Annotated in this window: 15 protein-coding genes; 9 read left to right on the top strand and 6 right to left on the bottom strand. The window is 65.8% G+C overall.

From position 1 onward, the window contains the following. The first annotated feature begins 145 nt into the window (after positions 1 to 145). Together F9929_RS10095 and F9929_RS10090 are read left to right on the top strand one after the other, a co-directional pair. Complete coding sequence (locus F9929_RS10095; RefSeq protein WP_193227687.1) at positions 146 to 1813, top strand: sensor histidine kinase; 1668 nt, start codon at positions 146 to 148, stop codon at positions 1811 to 1813. Positions 1814 to 1867: 54 nt separating this feature from the next. Continuing rightward, the gene (locus tag F9929_RS10090; RefSeq protein ID WP_152046428.1) at positions 1868 to 2239 is read left to right on the top strand and encodes a response regulator; all 372 of its coding nucleotides are present in this window, start codon (positions 1868 to 1870) and stop codon (positions 2237 to 2239) included. Positions 2240 to 2251: 12 nt separating this feature from the next. On the opposite strand, the gene F9929_RS10085 is transcribed toward F9929_RS10090, so the two are convergent. Next, positions 2252 to 2953 carry a helix-turn-helix transcriptional regulator gene (locus F9929_RS10085; RefSeq protein WP_152046427.1) on the bottom strand — a complete coding sequence of 234 codons (702 nt, stop codon included), beginning with the start codon at positions 2951 to 2953 and terminating at the stop codon, positions 2252 to 2254. Positions 2954 to 3299: 346 nt separating this feature from the next. Here F9929_RS10085 and hslU point away from each other — a divergent pair, with 346 nt between their 5' ends. Then, positions 3300 to 4607: an ATP-dependent protease ATPase subunit HslU gene (hslU, locus tag F9929_RS10080; protein ID WP_152046426.1), complete on the top strand. Its 1308-nt coding sequence runs from the start codon at positions 3300 to 3302 to the stop codon at positions 4605 to 4607. 7 nt (positions 4608 to 4614) lie between these two features. On the opposite strand, the gene F9929_RS10075 is transcribed toward hslU, so the two are convergent. Next, positions 4615 to 6207 (bottom strand): globin-coupled sensor protein, encoded by a 1593-nt coding sequence (locus F9929_RS10075; RefSeq protein WP_152046425.1) that lies wholly within the window; start codon positions 6205 to 6207, stop codon positions 4615 to 4617. Between the two features lie 189 nt (positions 6208 to 6396). Here F9929_RS10075 and F9929_RS10070 point away from each other — a divergent pair, with 189 nt between their 5' ends. Continuing rightward, positions 6397 to 7728, top strand: coding sequence for an MFS transporter (locus F9929_RS10070; RefSeq protein ID WP_152046424.1), 1332 nt, complete (start codon positions 6397 to 6399; stop codon positions 7726 to 7728). A 4-nt stretch (positions 7729 to 7732) separates the two neighbouring features. Here the strand turns inward: F9929_RS10070 and F9929_RS10065 are convergent, their stop codons facing one another. Both F9929_RS10065 and F9929_RS10060 read right to left on the bottom strand, forming a co-directional pair. Then, positions 7733 to 8539 carry a class II glutamine amidotransferase gene (locus F9929_RS10065; RefSeq protein WP_152046423.1) on the bottom strand — a complete coding sequence of 269 codons (807 nt, stop codon included), beginning with the start codon at positions 8537 to 8539 and terminating at the stop codon, positions 7733 to 7735. A gap of 75 nt (positions 8540 to 8614) precedes the next feature. Continuing rightward, a complete protein-coding gene (locus tag F9929_RS10060; RefSeq protein WP_152046422.1) occupies positions 8615 to 9343 on the bottom strand; it encodes an aspartate/glutamate racemase family protein in 729 nt (242 codons plus the stop codon). A gap of 166 nt (positions 9344 to 9509) precedes the next feature. Between F9929_RS10060 and F9929_RS10055 the strand changes: the two genes are divergently transcribed. The 5 genes from F9929_RS10055 (at position 9510) to F9929_RS10035 (ending at position 11977) form a co-directional block, all read left to right on the top strand. After that, positions 9510 to 9971 (top strand): Lrp/AsnC family transcriptional regulator, encoded by a 462-nt coding sequence (locus F9929_RS10055; protein WP_152046421.1) that lies wholly within the window; start codon positions 9510 to 9512, stop codon positions 9969 to 9971. Positions 9972 to 10053: 82 nt separating this feature from the next. Then, positions 10054 to 10413, top strand: a complete 360-nt coding sequence (locus F9929_RS10050; protein WP_152046420.1) for a DUF3140 domain-containing protein — start codon at positions 10054 to 10056, stop codon at positions 10411 to 10413. Between the two features lie 104 nt (positions 10414 to 10517). Next, a complete protein-coding gene (locus F9929_RS10045; protein WP_152046419.1) occupies positions 10518 to 11480 on the top strand; it encodes a DUF1402 family protein in 963 nt (320 codons plus the stop codon). A 6-nt stretch (positions 11481 to 11486) separates the two neighbouring features. Then, positions 11487 to 11744 carry a hypothetical protein gene (locus F9929_RS10040; RefSeq protein WP_152046418.1) on the top strand — a complete coding sequence of 86 codons (258 nt, stop codon included), beginning with the start codon at positions 11487 to 11489 and terminating at the stop codon, positions 11742 to 11744. Beyond that, a complete protein-coding gene (locus tag F9929_RS10035) occupies positions 11741 to 11977 on the top strand; it encodes a DUF2283 domain-containing protein (protein WP_152046417.1) in 237 nt (78 codons plus the stop codon). Before F9929_RS10040 ends, F9929_RS10035 begins: the two co-directional genes overlap by 4 nt. Positions 11978 to 11981: 4 nt before the next feature. Here the strand turns inward: F9929_RS10035 and F9929_RS10030 are convergent, their stop codons facing one another. Then, positions 11982 to 13379: a dipeptidase gene (locus F9929_RS10030; RefSeq protein ID WP_152046416.1), complete on the bottom strand. Its 1398-nt coding sequence runs from the start codon at positions 13377 to 13379 to the stop codon at positions 11982 to 11984. A gap of 127 nt (positions 13380 to 13506) precedes the next feature. After that, entirely contained in the window at positions 13507 to 13830 is a 324-nt protein-coding gene (locus F9929_RS10025; RefSeq protein ID WP_152046415.1) for a hypothetical protein, read from the bottom strand. Between the last annotated feature and the right edge of the window lie 34 nt (positions 13831 to 13864).

Raw genomic sequence — 13864 nt, 5'->3', positions numbered from 1 at the left:
ACAAGCGCAGGCCATCCGATTTAATCGGGATGGGCTCGACTTCCGCCCCAGTTCCGTCATTCCGATCGGGTTCACGGTGGGATCGACCGACGACCGAACCCGGTTCGGCGGCGGATCGTTCCCACATGCAACGAAGGTCCTCGCGATGAGCGCCGACGAAATGCAGGCCTTGTCCCGCGACGAGCTGGAAGCGGACAATGCGCGCCTGCGGCGTCTTCTGGCCGGTTCCGGCGAGCCCGGCGGGACGGAGGCGGGCGTAGACGACGCGACGCGCGACAGGCTCGCGGTTCACGCCGATCTCCTGACCGAGCTGCGGCTCAGCCGGGCGCGGGCGCGCCTCAGCGAGGAGCGGCTGGCGCTCGCCTTCGAGGCGTCCGGCTCCCTCGGCTGGTGGGACTGGGACGTGGGCAGCGACATTCTCCATGCCAGTCCGCAATTCGCCCGCATGTACGGCGTCGATCCCGAGCGGGCTGCCGCCGGCGTGCCGATCGCCGAATTCGTCGACGGCATCCATCCCGAGGACCGCGAGGAGGCGGGGCGGCGGATCGCCAGGACGCTGAACGACGGCGGCGACTTCATGGAGGAATACCGCCTTCTCCACCGCGACGGCACGGTCACCTGGGTCCACGCGCGCGGCCACTGCTATCTCGACGAGAAAGGGCAGGCCTCGCGCTTTCCGGGCGTCGCCATGGACATCACGGCGAGAAAGCTCGGCGACCTGCGCAAGCTCTCCCTCGTGGAACTCGGCGACCGCCTGCGCGAAGCCGACAGCGTCGAGCGCATCGCCTATACCTGCGCCGAAGTCATGGCGAGGACGCTCGGCGCGACGCGCGCGGGCTTCGGCACGGTGGATGTCCTGAACGAAACGGTGATGATGCAGCCCGACTGGCAGGCGCCGGGGGTGGCGAGCATCGCCGGCCTCCACCGCTTCCGCGATTACGGCAGCTTCATCGAAGACCTGAAGCGCGGCGAAGCGGTGGTGATCGGCGATGTCACGGCCGATCCGCGCACGAGCGAAAACGCCGAGGCGCTGCTGGCGCTCGGCATTCGCGTTCTCGTCAACCTGCCGATCATGGAACACGGCCATCTGGTGGCGGTCGCTTTCGTGCATCACGACAAGCCGCATCTCTGGTTGGAAAACGAGTTGAACTTCGTGCGCGCGGTGGGCGACCGCACGCAGGCCGCCATAGGACGCCTGCGCGCCGAGGAACAGCAGCGGCTGTTGAACCGCGAACTCGGCCACCGCTTGAAGAACAACCTTGCCATGGTGCAGGCCATCGCCGCGCAGACCTTGCGCAACGCGCCGAGCCTGGAGGCGGCGCGCTTGTCCCTGTCCAACCGGCTGGCGACGCTCGGCCGGGCGCACGAACTGCTTCTGTCCGGCACGACGGACGGCACGGACATCGCGGCCCTGACGCAGGCGACGCTCGCCGTTCATGACGACGGCGAAGGCCGCGTGCGCTTGTCGGGTTCATCCCTGGAGCTTGGCGCCTCCGCCGCCTTGTCGCTTGCCCTCGTGCTCCATGAACTCGCCACCAACGCCGCCAAATATGGTGCCTTGTCCGTGCCGGACGGGCATGTCGCGGTGGAATGGACGGTGACGGGGAAAGCCGACGACGCGCGGCTCGACGTGTTCTGGAGCGAGCACGGCGGCCCGACCGTCACCAAGCCCGAGCGACGCGGTTTCGGCTCGCGGCTGATCGAGCGGGGGCTTGCCGGAACGATCGGCGGCGAGGTCGATCTCGACTTCCGGACCGAGGGATTGCGGTGCCGGATCTCGGCACCACTCGCCGGTCTCAGCGGCGAAGGGTGACGCCATTCGCTGAGGAAGGGCGCAACCTTTCCTTCTCTGGCGAATTTGTGGCGCATGGTCGCGAAATTCAAACACGCTGTGGCGCTGGTCGCCGAGGACGAGCCCCTGCTTCGGATGGACGCCGCCGACACGTTGGAGGAGGCGGGCTTCACCGTTCTGGAAGCGGCGAACTCGCGCGATGCGCTGCGCCATCTGGAAGAGGTCGAGACGATCGAACTCCTCTTCACCGATATCGAGATGCCGGGTCCGATCGACGGCATCGCACTGGCGCATGAGGTCGTCAAGCGCTGGCCGAACGTGTCCGTCGTCGTGTGCTCGGGCCGCGTGAAGGTGGGGCCGGGCGATCTGCCGCCCCAGGCGCGCTTCATCGCCAAGCCCTTCAGCGCCGATCTGATGATCCGGGCGGTGGAGAAGGTGATGGGCTGAGACCGGCTGGCCTCAGCTCAAGTAACCCATCTGAGCCGCGATCGCGACGGCATGGGTGCGGTTGGAGGCGTTCATCTTGCGCGTCGCCGCCGTCAGATATTGCGACACCGTATATTCCGACAATGACAGGATGATCCCGATCTCGGACGAGGTCTTGCCGAGCATCGCGAGCTTCAGGCAGTCGCGCTCGCGCGGGGTCAGCGGATTGGAACGCCGGTTCTCTTCCAGGCGGCACGCGGCCAGGATGCCGAAGGCGCCGAAGCTCGCGAACTGCAATTCGCAGGCCTCGCGCGCCGACAGATCGGTTCGCTCGCCGTAAAGGCCGAGCGCCCCCGCGAAGCTCGACATTCCATGCACCGGAACGAAGACGCCGCCACGGATGCCATTCGCGGTCAGAAAGCGCACGGTCGGGGTCGGTTCGTCGTCGGGAAACAGCGACTCCAGGTCCCAGACGAAAGGCGTCGGGCCGGCCTTCACCGCGCGGATCACCGGCGAATAGCGCTGAAGCCCGAGCTTCTCGTAGCCCTTCTGAAATTCCGGCGTCCAGTTGCCGAGAATGAGCTTCAGTTCGGCCCGGACGTCGTCCGGCGAGGGAATGGTGAAGATCGCGTAGTGGGTATAGCCATAGGCCTTGATGATGGCCTTCAAGGCATCGTGCAGCAGGGTTTCGTCCCAGGGCGTCGGGAGGGCTTCCAATATCGCTGCTGCGGACATTCCATTTCCCGCCAAGTCGTTCCCGCCGGCCACGCGAGCCGAGAGAAGCCGCCGCGCGTCGCCGATCGACGCGAAGGGATACAACGATCCCCGCGACCATTCATAGTGTTAAGCTCGGCCACCGATAAAGCGGACATTCCCGGAGGCCGAATCGCATCATAGCGAAAGCGTTGATCAATAGGCGGGAAAACTCATCGAATTTTATGTGAATGGCAGCGAATTTTCCGTTTGACGGCGGGAGTGGAACCGCCAAGCGCGACGCCCCATCTGTGGGAGGTCGCCGCATGAAGCGCGGCTTGCCCGACCACGGCCCGGCTCCTCGCCGGGCGCCAGCCTGGACCCATCCATGACCGACTTCTCCCCTCGTGAGATCGTCTCCGAACTCGACCGCCACATCATCGGCCAGAAGGACGCCAAGCGCGCCGTGGCGGTGGCGTTGCGCAACCGCTGGCGCCGTCAGCAGCTCGAAGGGGCGCTGCGCGAGGAGGTGATGCCGAAGAACATCCTGATGATCGGCCCGACCGGCGTCGGCAAGACCGAAATCTCGCGCCGTCTCGCGCGGTTGGCTGGCGCGCCCTTCATCAAGGTGGAGGCCACGAAGTTCACCGAGGTCGGCTATGTCGGCCGCGACGTGGAGCAGATCGTGCGCGATCTTGTTGAGATCGGCATCGGCCTCGTGCGCGAGAAGAAGCGCGAGGAAGTGAAGGCGAAAGCCCATCAAGGCGCCGAGGACCGCGTGCTGGACGCCCTTGTCGGCAAGACCGCTTCGCCGGCGACGCGCGACAGTTTCCGCAAGCGCCTGCGCGCCGGGGAACTCGACGACAAGGAGATCGACGTCGATGTCGCGGACACCGCCAATCCGCTCGGCGGCATGGACATCCCAGGCATGCCCGGCGCCAATATCGGCGTTTTGAACCTGTCGGAAATGTTCGGCAAGGCGATGGGCGGGCGCACCAAGCAGCGCCGCACCACGGTTCGCGACTCCTACGCGCTTTTGATCAACGAGGAATCCGACAAGCTTCTGGACGGCGAGCAGGTCGTCGCCGAAGCGATCCGCGCGGTGGAGAACAACGGCATCGTCTTCCTGGACGAGATCGACAAGGTCGCCAACAAGGACGGCTATGGCGGCGCGGGCGTGTCGCGCGAGGGCGTGCAGCGCGATCTTCTGCCGCTCGTGGAAGGCACCACCGTCGCCACCAAGCACGGGCCGGTGAAGACCGACCACATCCTCTTCATCGCGTCCGGCGCCTTCCACGTCGCCAAACCTTCCGACCTCCTGCCGGAACTCCAGGGCCGTTTGCCGATCCGCGTGGAACTGAGGGCGCTTACCAAGGACGATTTCCGCCGCATCCTGACGGAAACGGAGGCGAGCCTCATCAAGCAGTACATCGCCTTGATGAAGACCGAGAACGTCACGCTGGAGGTGACCGACGACGCCATCGATGCGATCGCCGATCTTGCCGTCAGCCTCAACGGCTCGGTGGAGAATATCGGCGCGCGCCGGCTCCAGACCGTGATGGAGCGGGTTCTGGACGAAATCTCCTTCGAAGCGCCCGACCGGGGCGGTCAGAGCTTCACCGTGGATGCCGACTATGTCCGGAAGGCGCTGGACGGCATCGCCGGAAACGTCGACCTGTCCCGCTACATCCTCTGACGAGGGATCAGAACTCCTCCCAATCGTCGCTGGCGGGCTTGGCCTGTATCATGGGCCTCGCCTGCCGCACCGGCGCGGCGCGGGACGGGGCAGGCGGTGCGCGGCGGGCGGGAGCCTTCGCGGCGCGCGGGTCCGTGTTGCCGGTTCTGGTGACGAAGCGTTCGGCGAGACGGGCGAGTTCCTCCGTTTCGCTGGCGAGCGACTGCGCCGCCGCGGTGGTTTCCTCCACCATGGCGGCGTTCTGCTGCGTGACCTTGTCCATCTGATCGGCGGCCACCGCCACCTCCTTCAGCGCCACCGCCTGCTCGCGGGAGGCGGCCGCGATCTCGGACACGACATTGGCCACCGTGCCGACGGTCGACACGATCTCGCCGAGACTCCTGCCCGAGGCCGTGACGAGATCGACCCCTTGCGCGACCTGCGCCGAGGAGGTCGAGATCAGGTCCTTGATCTCCTTGGCGGCTTCCGCCGAACGCTGCGCGAGGCCCCGCACTTCCTGCGCCACCACCGCGAAGCCTCGGCCGGCTTCGCCTGCGCGCGCGGCTTCCACGCCCGCGTTGAGCGCCAGGAGGTTGGTCTGAAAGGCGATCTCGTCGATCACGCCGATGATCCGGCCGATCTTTTCCGAGGACTGCTCGATCGCCCCCATCGCACTGATGGCCTGATCCACGATGACGCCGCCTTTTTCCGCGTTCATCAGGGCGGCGGCGGCCGCCCCCCGCGCTTCGGCCGCGCGTCCCGCCGTGCCGTCGACGCCGCGCATCACTTCGGCGAGCGCCGCCACCGTTTCTTCCAGGCTCGCCGCCTGTTGCTCGGTGCGCTGCGACAGGTCGCCCGCCGCCACCGTGATCTCGCCAAGGCCCCCGCGAATGGAGGAAATGGAGCCCGTCACCTTGCCGAGTGTGTCTTCCAGGGCGGCGGCGGCTTCGTTGTAGTCCTTCGCCATGCCGACGAAATCGCCGTCGAGATCCGCTTCGATCCGCGCCGCGAGATCCCCTTTGCGAAGATCCGCGAAAGCCTGGGCGAAGGCCGCGAGCGCGGACTTCAACTCGGCCTCGCCTTTCGCCCGTGCTTCTTCCGACGCACGCCGCTGCGCATCGAGCGCTTCCAGATAGGTCGATATGCCGTAATCCATGTCGAGAAGCGCGGCCTTCACCACCACCGCCACTTCCTGCGCCAGCCGGGCGGAATGGCTCCGGCCGAAGCGCGAGGGCCAGCGCGCTTCCACGATCTCGGCGATCAGCTTCTCGACGATGAGGCCGTAGCCGCCGATATACCAGCGCGGTTCGAGCCCGAGACGGGCATGGACGCGCCCGACCGCCGACACGCCTTCCACGTAACGATCGTTGAAGCTCGCCTGCGAGATCAGCCCCCAATGGCGCGCCTGACGCTCCTTCGCGCTCGCGATGTGAGCCGGATCGCGGAAGAAGCCCCGCGTATTGGGATCGGTCGCGGCCTTGGAATAGAAGGCGTCGAGAGCACTGCCGATCGAGGCTTCGATGGTGGGGCCGAGGCTGCGCAACCTCGTTTTCGACGCTTCGTCGATCCCCAGAAAGGCGAGCCGCTCATCAAGGGTCTTGGCGGCGTTGGGCGTGCTCATCTCGGTTGCAATCTTCGTTCGGTGGGTTGCTTCTCGGTTGAATATTCTTGTTGATCGACGTTAATCGGAACTTGCGTCGGCGCGCTTTTTAGGCGGCTATATTTCAAATTGATCGTAGCTGGGTGCAGGTCTTCTTGCGTCAGTTCGGTCGCGATCCAGGGCAGCCAAGCCTTTTTGAGAAGCGAGCCTATGTCCGGCAGCGGTTCTTCCTTCGAACAAGCTTTGTCCTCGGCCGGAACAGGGCGGTTTCAGCGCCGGCTTCTCGGCATCTTCGGTCTCGTCTGGGCGGCCGACGCGATGCAGGTTCTGGCCGTCGGCTTCACCGCCGCGGCCATCGCGGCGAGCTTCGATCTGACGGTGCCCGAGGCGCTGCAAACGGGAACGGCCTTGTTTCTCGGCATGATGGTCGGCGCCTTCGTGTTCGGCCGCCTCGCGGACCGGATCGGCCGCCGCCCCGTTCTGATCGCGGGCGTTCTGATCGACGCCGTGTTCGGCATCGCTTCGGCCTTCGCGCCCGACTTCGCGTGGCTCCTCGCCTTGCGCTTCCTCACCGGCATCGGGGTCGGCGGCACCCTGCCGGTGGACTACGCCATGATGGCCGAGTTCCTGCCGGCCGAGCGGCGCGGGCGGTGGCTGGTGGCGCTGGAGGGTTTCTGGGCCGTGGGAACGGTAGCGGTCGCGCTGCTCGCGCTTCTGGCCGCCAATGTCGGGGGTGTGGACCCGTGGCGCACGATTTTCCTCGTGATCGCGCTGCCGGGCTTGATCGGCCTCGTTCTGCGCCTCGGCCTGCCGGAATCGCCGCTGTTCTTGTTCCGCCAGGGGAGGGTGGATGAAGCGCAGGCCGTCCTCGACCGCGTCGCGAGCGTCAACGGGCGGAGGCCTCGCGCGCTTGCCCTCGATCGAGGGACAGTGAGCGCCATTCCCGCGAAGCTGCCGGTTTCCGCCCTGTTTTCGGCTGAACTGCGCCGCCGCTCCGTGCCGCTTCTTCTGGTCTGGCTGCTCGTGTCCGTGTCCTATTACGGCGTCTTCGTGTGGTTGCCGGTGAAGCTCGCGGCGGGCGGGCTCGGCTTCGTGCGCGGCCATCTCTTCCTCGTCATGGTCGCGCTCGCCCAGCTTCCGGGCTATGCGCTCGCCGCCTACGGGGTGGAGCGCTGGGGCCGCAAGCCGACGCTGATCGGCTTCCTGATCTTGAGCGCGCTCGGCTGCTTCCTGTTCGCGCTCGGCACATCGGGCGCGCTGGTGACGGGAGCGACGCTTTTGATGAGCTTCGCGCTCCTCGGCACCTGGGGCGCGCTCTACGCCTTCACGCCGGAGGTCTTCCCGACGCCCTTGCGCTCCACCGGCATGGGCAGCGCCGGGGCGATGGCGCGGATCGGCGCGCTGCTCGCCCCTTCGCTGCTGGCCCCGGCCATGGCGGCGGGCTTCGGCACGGCGCTCGGCGCTTTCGCCGGCCTTCTGGCGCTCGCCGCCGTGCTGGTCTCATTGGTGGATGTCGAAACACGGCGCGTGGCGCTCGCCTGAACGATCAGGCGGCGCGGGACGGGCTTGCCGCCTTCGCGCCGTCGATTTCCAGCATGCGCAAAGACACCTCGCCGTTTCCCCTGACGGTGAGAAGCCCACCGGACGGGACGGGGGCCCAGCGCCCGGAATTTTCGTCGCAGGGCTCGGAGGCGATCACCAGTCCCTCGCCTTCCTCGCGGCAATAAAGCGAGGGCGGCTGACCGTCGCTCGCCCAGCGATAAGCGTAGAGCGTTTCGCCATCGGTATGAACGGCGGCGAAGCGCAGAGGCTCGCCGGTGTCCGCCGGGCTCATTGCGGCGACGATCTGGGTCAGTGTCTGCGTCATCGCGCCGACGGGGTCGCGTTCCAGCCCCTGGCCAAGCGCCGCCAGAAAGATCGCCTCGGAATCGCTCGTGCCTTTGCGGGAAGGATAAAGCGCGTCCGGGATCAGGGCATCGACGCGCCGGCGCAGGCGCTCGTAGCCGCCGATCTGGCCGTTATGCATGAAGAGATGCCGGCCTTGCGCGAAGGGATGGCAGTTGGCGGTGGACACCTCGCCGGAGGTTGCCGCCCGCACATGGGCAAGAAACAAGCGCGAGCGGATCTGGCGGCAAAGCGACACGAGATTGGCGTCGGACCAGGCGGGCAGGATGCCGCGATAAAGGCCGGGCTCCTCGCGCTCGCCATACCAGCCGACGCCGCAGCCATCGGCGTTGACGGCGGTCTTGGCCTCGCGCGCGGCCGAGGCCTGCGCGATCAGGGACGCGCGGGGCGTGACGAGAAGCTGTTCCAGAAAGACCGGCGGGCCGGCATAGGCGAGGAAACGGCACATGGGCTCGAACTCTTCTTCGCGTAAGGGCGACGCCTGGCACCCCTCCCAGTGCCCGGCGTCCCGATCCGTTGAAGCCTATGCGGCGACCTTGTCGTGAAACTGACGCACGACATCCGGAAAGGCGAAGCGGGCGGCGGCATCGGCATGGATGCGCGTCGAGCAGAAGCCGGGGAGAACCAGCGCATCGGGGTCGAGCAGCAAGCAGATTTCGGTGCAGCCGAGGATCACGCAGTCCGCGCCGGCCATCCGGCCGCGCTCCACGACGGCCAGCATCGCCTCGCGCGAAGCTTGGCTGACGATCCCCTGGCAAAGCTCGTCGAAGATCACGCGATGAACGAGGGCGCGATCCTCTTCGTTCGGCACGATCGGCGAAATGCCAGACGTCTCCTGCATCCGCTTCGCATAGAAGCCGTGCTCCATCGTGTAGCGGGTAGCCAGAAGCAGGGGGCGGTGCCGGCCGGAGGCGGTGATCGCCGCGCCGGTTTCGGCGACGATGTCGATCAACGGAACGGACAGGGTGGCAGCGACTTGGTCGGCGACGAGATGCATGGTGTTGGTGCAGATCAGCACGCAGTCCGCCCCGGCCAGTTGCAGCTTGCCGGCGCTGGCCGCCAGCATGTCGGCAGCGAGATCCCAGCGTCCGGCCTTCTGAAGGGCGACGACGGCGGAGAAGTCGAGCGAATGGAGAAGCACGTCGGCCGAGGCCAGCCCGCCGAACCGCGCCCTCGCCGCCTCGTTCAGAAGGCGGTAATAAACGGCGCTGGATTCCCAGCTCATGCCCCCGATCAGCCCGATCGTCTTCATCGTGTCGTCCTTCCCCTTCTGATGAAAAGAGGATGATGCAAACCTTCCGCCAACGGCGCGCGTTTGATGGCAAAGGCCGACAGACTTCTGCATTTATAAGGCGGATTTTACGCGGAAGATGCATCGCTGTTGCGCTGGCGAAGTTCGATATGCAATCTTCGCCTTTATGCTCGACGATCGCGACCGCACCATTCTGGCCCTGCTACAGGAGGACACTGAGAAGCCAGTGGCGGAGATCGCCGCCCGAGTTTCGCTGTCGCCTTCGGCCTGTTCGCGCCGCATCCAGCGCCTGGAAGCGGAAGGGTATATCGCGCGGCGCGTGGCGCTTCTCGACCGCGCCCGAATGAAGCTGCCGACGACGATCTTCCTGATCGTCAAGACGCAGCGCCATTCCGCCGATTGGCTGGACGAGTTCCGCCGGGCCGTGTCCAGCATCCCCGAGATCGTCGAGGTGCACCGGCTGACCGGCAATTTCGATTACATCCTGAAGCTCGTCCTGCCGGATGTCGAGCATTACGACGCCGTCTACAAGCGCTTGGTGTCGCGCATTGAGTTCTTCGATATGTCGGCCTACATTTCCATGGAAACGCTGAAGGCGGGCAGCGCGCTTCCGACCCATTACGCCTGAGAGCCTGCGGCACGCCGTCATTTCCGGGAACTTGGCGACGAACTCTTCCGTTCGCCGCCAAGGTGACACGGGAGAGCGGTGGATGGCGAAGGATCACGACACGATCTGGAAGGAATGGGAGGAGGCGGTGAACATGACGCCCGCCGCCCTGAAGAAATGGTTGGACACGGAAGAGTCGAAAAGCGTCGGCGACACGCAGTCCGGCGCGGCGTCGTCCGGCAAGACGGGCGGCGGTGAATCCACCGGGCACAAGAGCGGCGAGCGCATTCTGGAGATCAAGGCGAAGAAGAAAACCGATCTCGAAGAAGACGACTGGGACCACATGGCCAAGGTCGTCGGCTACGTCCATCGCCATCTGAAGCAGAAGCCGAAGGGCGATATCGAGGACACCAACTGGACCTATTCCCTGAAGAACTGGGGCCACGATCCCACAAAAGACTGAACTCAGAAGCCGCAATGTTTCACGTGGAACACGGCGGCATGATTTGCATCGGCCGGCGAAGAAGCGCTATCGGAGCGCCGTCCGGCCTTTCACGGTTCTTTCCCATGCTCCGTTCCTTTTCGCGGCTTGCGCTCGTTTTCTGCCTCGCCGTTGCATCCCCCGCTTTGGCGGCGACCACGGTGCCGCCCGGCAACCGCAACGAAGCGCAGCCCGCCGTGCCTTACGGGTCGATGAAGCGCACCGGCGACACGCGCGGCACCTTTCAGGCGAAATACGAGAAGATCCGCGACCTCATCGCCCGCAATGGCGAATTGAAAGGCAAGATCCGCAAGGCGGCTTCCGCCTACGGCATCGATCCGATCCACATCGTCGGCGCGCTGGTGGGCGAACATACCTACAATGTCGACGCGCTGGACCGCCTCCAGACCTATTACGTCAAAGCCATGTCCTACATGACCTCCAAGGTCGAGTTCGCCTATGAGGGCGAGGAGGTGGCCGATTTCGTGAAACGCCCGGAGTTCCGGAACTGCGGCGGAGAGGGGAGCGACGAGGCCCTGTGGACCTGCCGCGAGGGCGTCTGGAACGCGGAGTTCCGGGGCCGCCGGGTGGGAGGGAGGAGCTTTCCCGACAAGCGCTTCGGCGTGGTGTTCTTCCAGCCCTTCTATGCCGGCCAAACCTTCGGCCTCGGCCAGCTCAACCCGCTGACGGCTTTGTCGGTTTCCGATGTCGTGCATAAGGTGTCGGGCCTGCCGGAACTCGACCCACGCGATGCCGGCGAGGTCTATGCCGCGATCATGGACCCGGACAAGTCGCTCGCCTACATGGCCGCGGTGATCCGCTCCTCGGTCGACAGCTACAAGCGCGTCGCCGGCTTCGACATCTCGAACAATCCGGGCCTGACCGCGACCCTCTACAATGTCGGCAACCCGAGTGCCCGCGCGGCGGCTTTGGCCGCCGAGAACAAGCGCCGCGCCGCCGCGGGCCAAGCACCGAAGCTGCCGGAGGAGAATTATTACGGCTGGCTCGTCAACGACAAGCTGGACGAGTTGAAGGCCGCGCTGAGGTAAGAGGACATGGTCGCCATCCATCCTCACGCTGCCGCGCGGCTCGAATTGCGAGGCGCGACGGCCGAAGAGGTTGTCGAGACCGTTGAGCTTGGCGAGGAATTTCCCGCCAAGTTCGACCGGACCGGCTTTCACCGGACGTTCCAAGGTCACTATCTATGGCGTGCCAAGGTCTTCGACACGAAACGCGTCGAAGCCTATGCTGTGTTCGAGAACCATGAATGGCTGGTCATCACCGTCATCGTGAAATTCGGGAGGGCTTCGTGAGACTGACCTACGACCCACAAGCGAACGCTGCCTATATCCGCTTCAAGGACGAACGCGTCGAAGTGGAAACGATCGAGATCAGCGCGTCCGTCCTGATCGATCTGGCGCCTGATGGATCGGTCTACGGAATCGAGCTTCTCAATGCCAACGAGCAGCTTCGGGCCGGTGACGACGGCAACTTCGTCTTCACCGACCCGGAAAGTGGCCGCGAGGCCATGTTGAAGGTGGCCTGACGCCTCAGACGCCCTTCCTGCCGAGCGCGTCGAGGACGCGGGCCCAGGAGCGCTGGCCCTTGGCGAAGGATGTCATCTCGTATTTCTCGTTCGGAGAATGGATGCGGTCGTCGCCGAGGCCGAAGCCGATCAGGAGCGAGCCCATGCCGAGCCGGCGCTTGAACTCGCCGACCACCGGGATCGAGCCGCCCATGCCGATCATCACTGCCGCCTTCGGCCACTCGTCGGAGAGGGCCTCGCGCGCGGCCGTCAAAGCGGGGGAATCGAAGGGAAGTTGGATCGCCGGCGAGCCGCCGTGCTCGTGGAATTCCACTTTGGCGTCGGTCGGCAGGCGCTCGGAGACGAACCGGCGGAAGCTTTCGCGGATCTTGGCCGGGTCCTGATCGAAGACGAGGCGGAAGGAGACCTTGGCGGAGGCTTCCGCCGCGATCACCGTCTTGAAGCCTTTGCCGGTATAGCCGCCCGAAATGCCGTTCACTTCCGCCGTCGGGCGCGACCAGGTCTGCTCCAACACGCTGCGGCCCTTTTCGCCGGACGACGTGGTGAGGCCAGCCTGACCGAGAAAGGCGGCTTCGTCGAAGTTCAGGCCCTTCCAGATCTCGCGCACTTCCTCCGGCAATTCGGGAACGCCGTCATAGAAGCCCGGCAAGGTCACGCGGCCGTCCGCGTCGTGGAGATCGGCGAGGATGCGCGACAGGACGTGGATGGGGTTCGTCGCCGCGCCGCCGAAATAGCCCGAATGAAGGTCCTTGTCGGCGCAGCGGATCGTCACCTCTTCGCCGACGAGACCGCGCAGGCCCGTCGAGATGGCGGGAGTCTCGCGGTCCCACATATTGGTGTCGCAGACGAGGGCGATGTCGGCGGAAAGCTCCGCCTTGTTCGCATCCATGAAGGGCAGGAGCGAGGGCGAGCCGGATTCCTCCTCGCCTTCCAGGAAGATGGTGACGCGGCAGGGAAGCGAGCCCGTTTCGGCGATGTAAGCGCGGCAGGCTTCCACGAAGGTCATGAGCTGACCCTTGTCGTCGGCCGAGCCGCGCCCGGTGATGCGGCTCGTGCCGTCCGGCATCTGCCGGACGGTCGGCTCGAAGGGATCGGTGTCCCAAAGCTCCACCGGGTCCACCGGCTGGACGTCGTAATGGCCGTAGAACAGGACATGCGGCGCGTTTGGCCCCGCGCCGTCGTGATGGGCGATCACCATCGGATGGCCGGCCGAGTCCGCGACGCGCGCCTTGAAGCCGATGGCGTCGAGATCCCCCGCCAGCCAGTCGGCGCAACGCCGGCAATCGGCGGCATAGGCCGGGTCGGTGGAGATCGAAGGGATGCGCAAGAGGTCCTTCAAGCGCTCCACCGAACGGTCGAGATTGAGGTCGAGGCAGCCCAGAACGCTGTCGAGATCGGCCATGTGCGGCCTCCATGTTCCAAAACGGCGGCGCGCGAGGCGTCGGATGGAGGCGGGTTTACCCGAGATCGCCGGTGGTTTGAACCGCCGAGAAAAATGGCCGGACGCGAACCGTCCGGCCAGGTCGGGATCAGTCGGATGCGGAGGCTTCGAGCCCTTCGCCGACTTGGCGCAACGTGGCGGACAGCTTCTCGTCCTCGACGCGGCCGGCGACGCGCACCGTTTTCGCGCCGAGATCGTCCAGAAGCTTGGCGACAGCCGCGCCGTCGATGTCGTCGGCCTGAAGCTTGGTCTTCAGGGCATGGAGGTCCGTGACGATGCCCTTGGTGCCGGACACCTCGACCCCCTGCAACTGCTCTTCCCAATATTCGATCTGCTCGATCGCGGCCTTGGCTGCCATGTCCTTCAGGCCCTTTTCCAGGGCGTGGGTCAGCTTGGTGAAACGTGCCGCCATTGCCGGCTCCTCCATTGGCTCGAAACCCGGCCCG

Source organism: Aureimonas psammosilenae (assembly GCF_009176975.1).
Taxonomy (GTDB): domain Bacteria; phylum Pseudomonadota; class Alphaproteobacteria; order Rhizobiales; family Rhizobiaceae; genus Plantimonas; species Plantimonas psammosilenae.
Note: the sequence above shows the minus strand (reverse complement) of the source record. Positions and strands in the feature narration are given on the sequence as shown.

Excerpts from the sequence above, each read along its gene's own strand:
- F9929_RS10055 (WP_152046421.1), top strand. The coding sequence starts at position 9,510 with ATGCTCGACGATCGCGACCGCACCATTCTGGCCCTGCTACAGGAGGAC.
- F9929_RS10065 (WP_152046423.1), bottom strand. The coding sequence starts at position 8,539 with ATGTGCCGTTTCCTCGCCTATGCCGGCCCGCCGGTCTTTCTGGAACAG.
- F9929_RS10040 (WP_152046418.1), top strand. The coding sequence starts at position 11,487 with ATGGTCGCCATCCATCCTCACGCTGCCGCGCGGCTCGAATTGCGAGGC.
- F9929_RS10060 (WP_152046422.1), bottom strand. The coding sequence starts at position 9,343 with ATGAAGACGATCGGGCTGATCGGGGGCATGAGCTGGGAATCCAGCGCC.
- F9929_RS10025 (WP_152046415.1), bottom strand. The coding sequence starts at position 13,830 with ATGGCGGCACGTTTCACCAAGCTGACCCACGCCCTGGAAAAGGGCCTG.
- F9929_RS10085 (WP_152046427.1), bottom strand. The coding sequence starts at position 2,953 with ATGTCCGCAGCAGCGATATTGGAAGCCCTCCCGACGCCCTGGGACGAA.
- F9929_RS10070 (WP_152046424.1), top strand. The coding sequence starts at position 6,397 with ATGTCCGGCAGCGGTTCTTCCTTCGAACAAGCTTTGTCCTCGGCCGGA.
- F9929_RS10090 (WP_152046428.1), top strand. The coding sequence starts at position 1,868 with ATGGTCGCGAAATTCAAACACGCTGTGGCGCTGGTCGCCGAGGACGAG.
- F9929_RS10075 (WP_152046425.1), bottom strand. The coding sequence starts at position 6,207 with ATGAGCACGCCCAACGCCGCCAAGACCCTTGATGAGCGGCTCGCCTTT.
- hslU (WP_152046426.1), top strand. The coding sequence starts at position 3,300 with ATGACCGACTTCTCCCCTCGTGAGATCGTCTCCGAACTCGACCGCCAC.
- F9929_RS10050 (WP_152046420.1), top strand. The coding sequence starts at position 10,054 with ATGGCGAAGGATCACGACACGATCTGGAAGGAATGGGAGGAGGCGGTG.
- F9929_RS10095 (WP_193227687.1), top strand. The coding sequence starts at position 146 with ATGAGCGCCGACGAAATGCAGGCCTTGTCCCGCGACGAGCTGGAAGCG.
- F9929_RS10045 (WP_152046419.1), top strand. The coding sequence starts at position 10,518 with ATGCTCCGTTCCTTTTCGCGGCTTGCGCTCGTTTTCTGCCTCGCCGTT.
- F9929_RS10030 (WP_152046416.1), bottom strand. The coding sequence starts at position 13,379 with ATGGCCGATCTCGACAGCGTTCTGGGCTGCCTCGACCTCAATCTCGAC.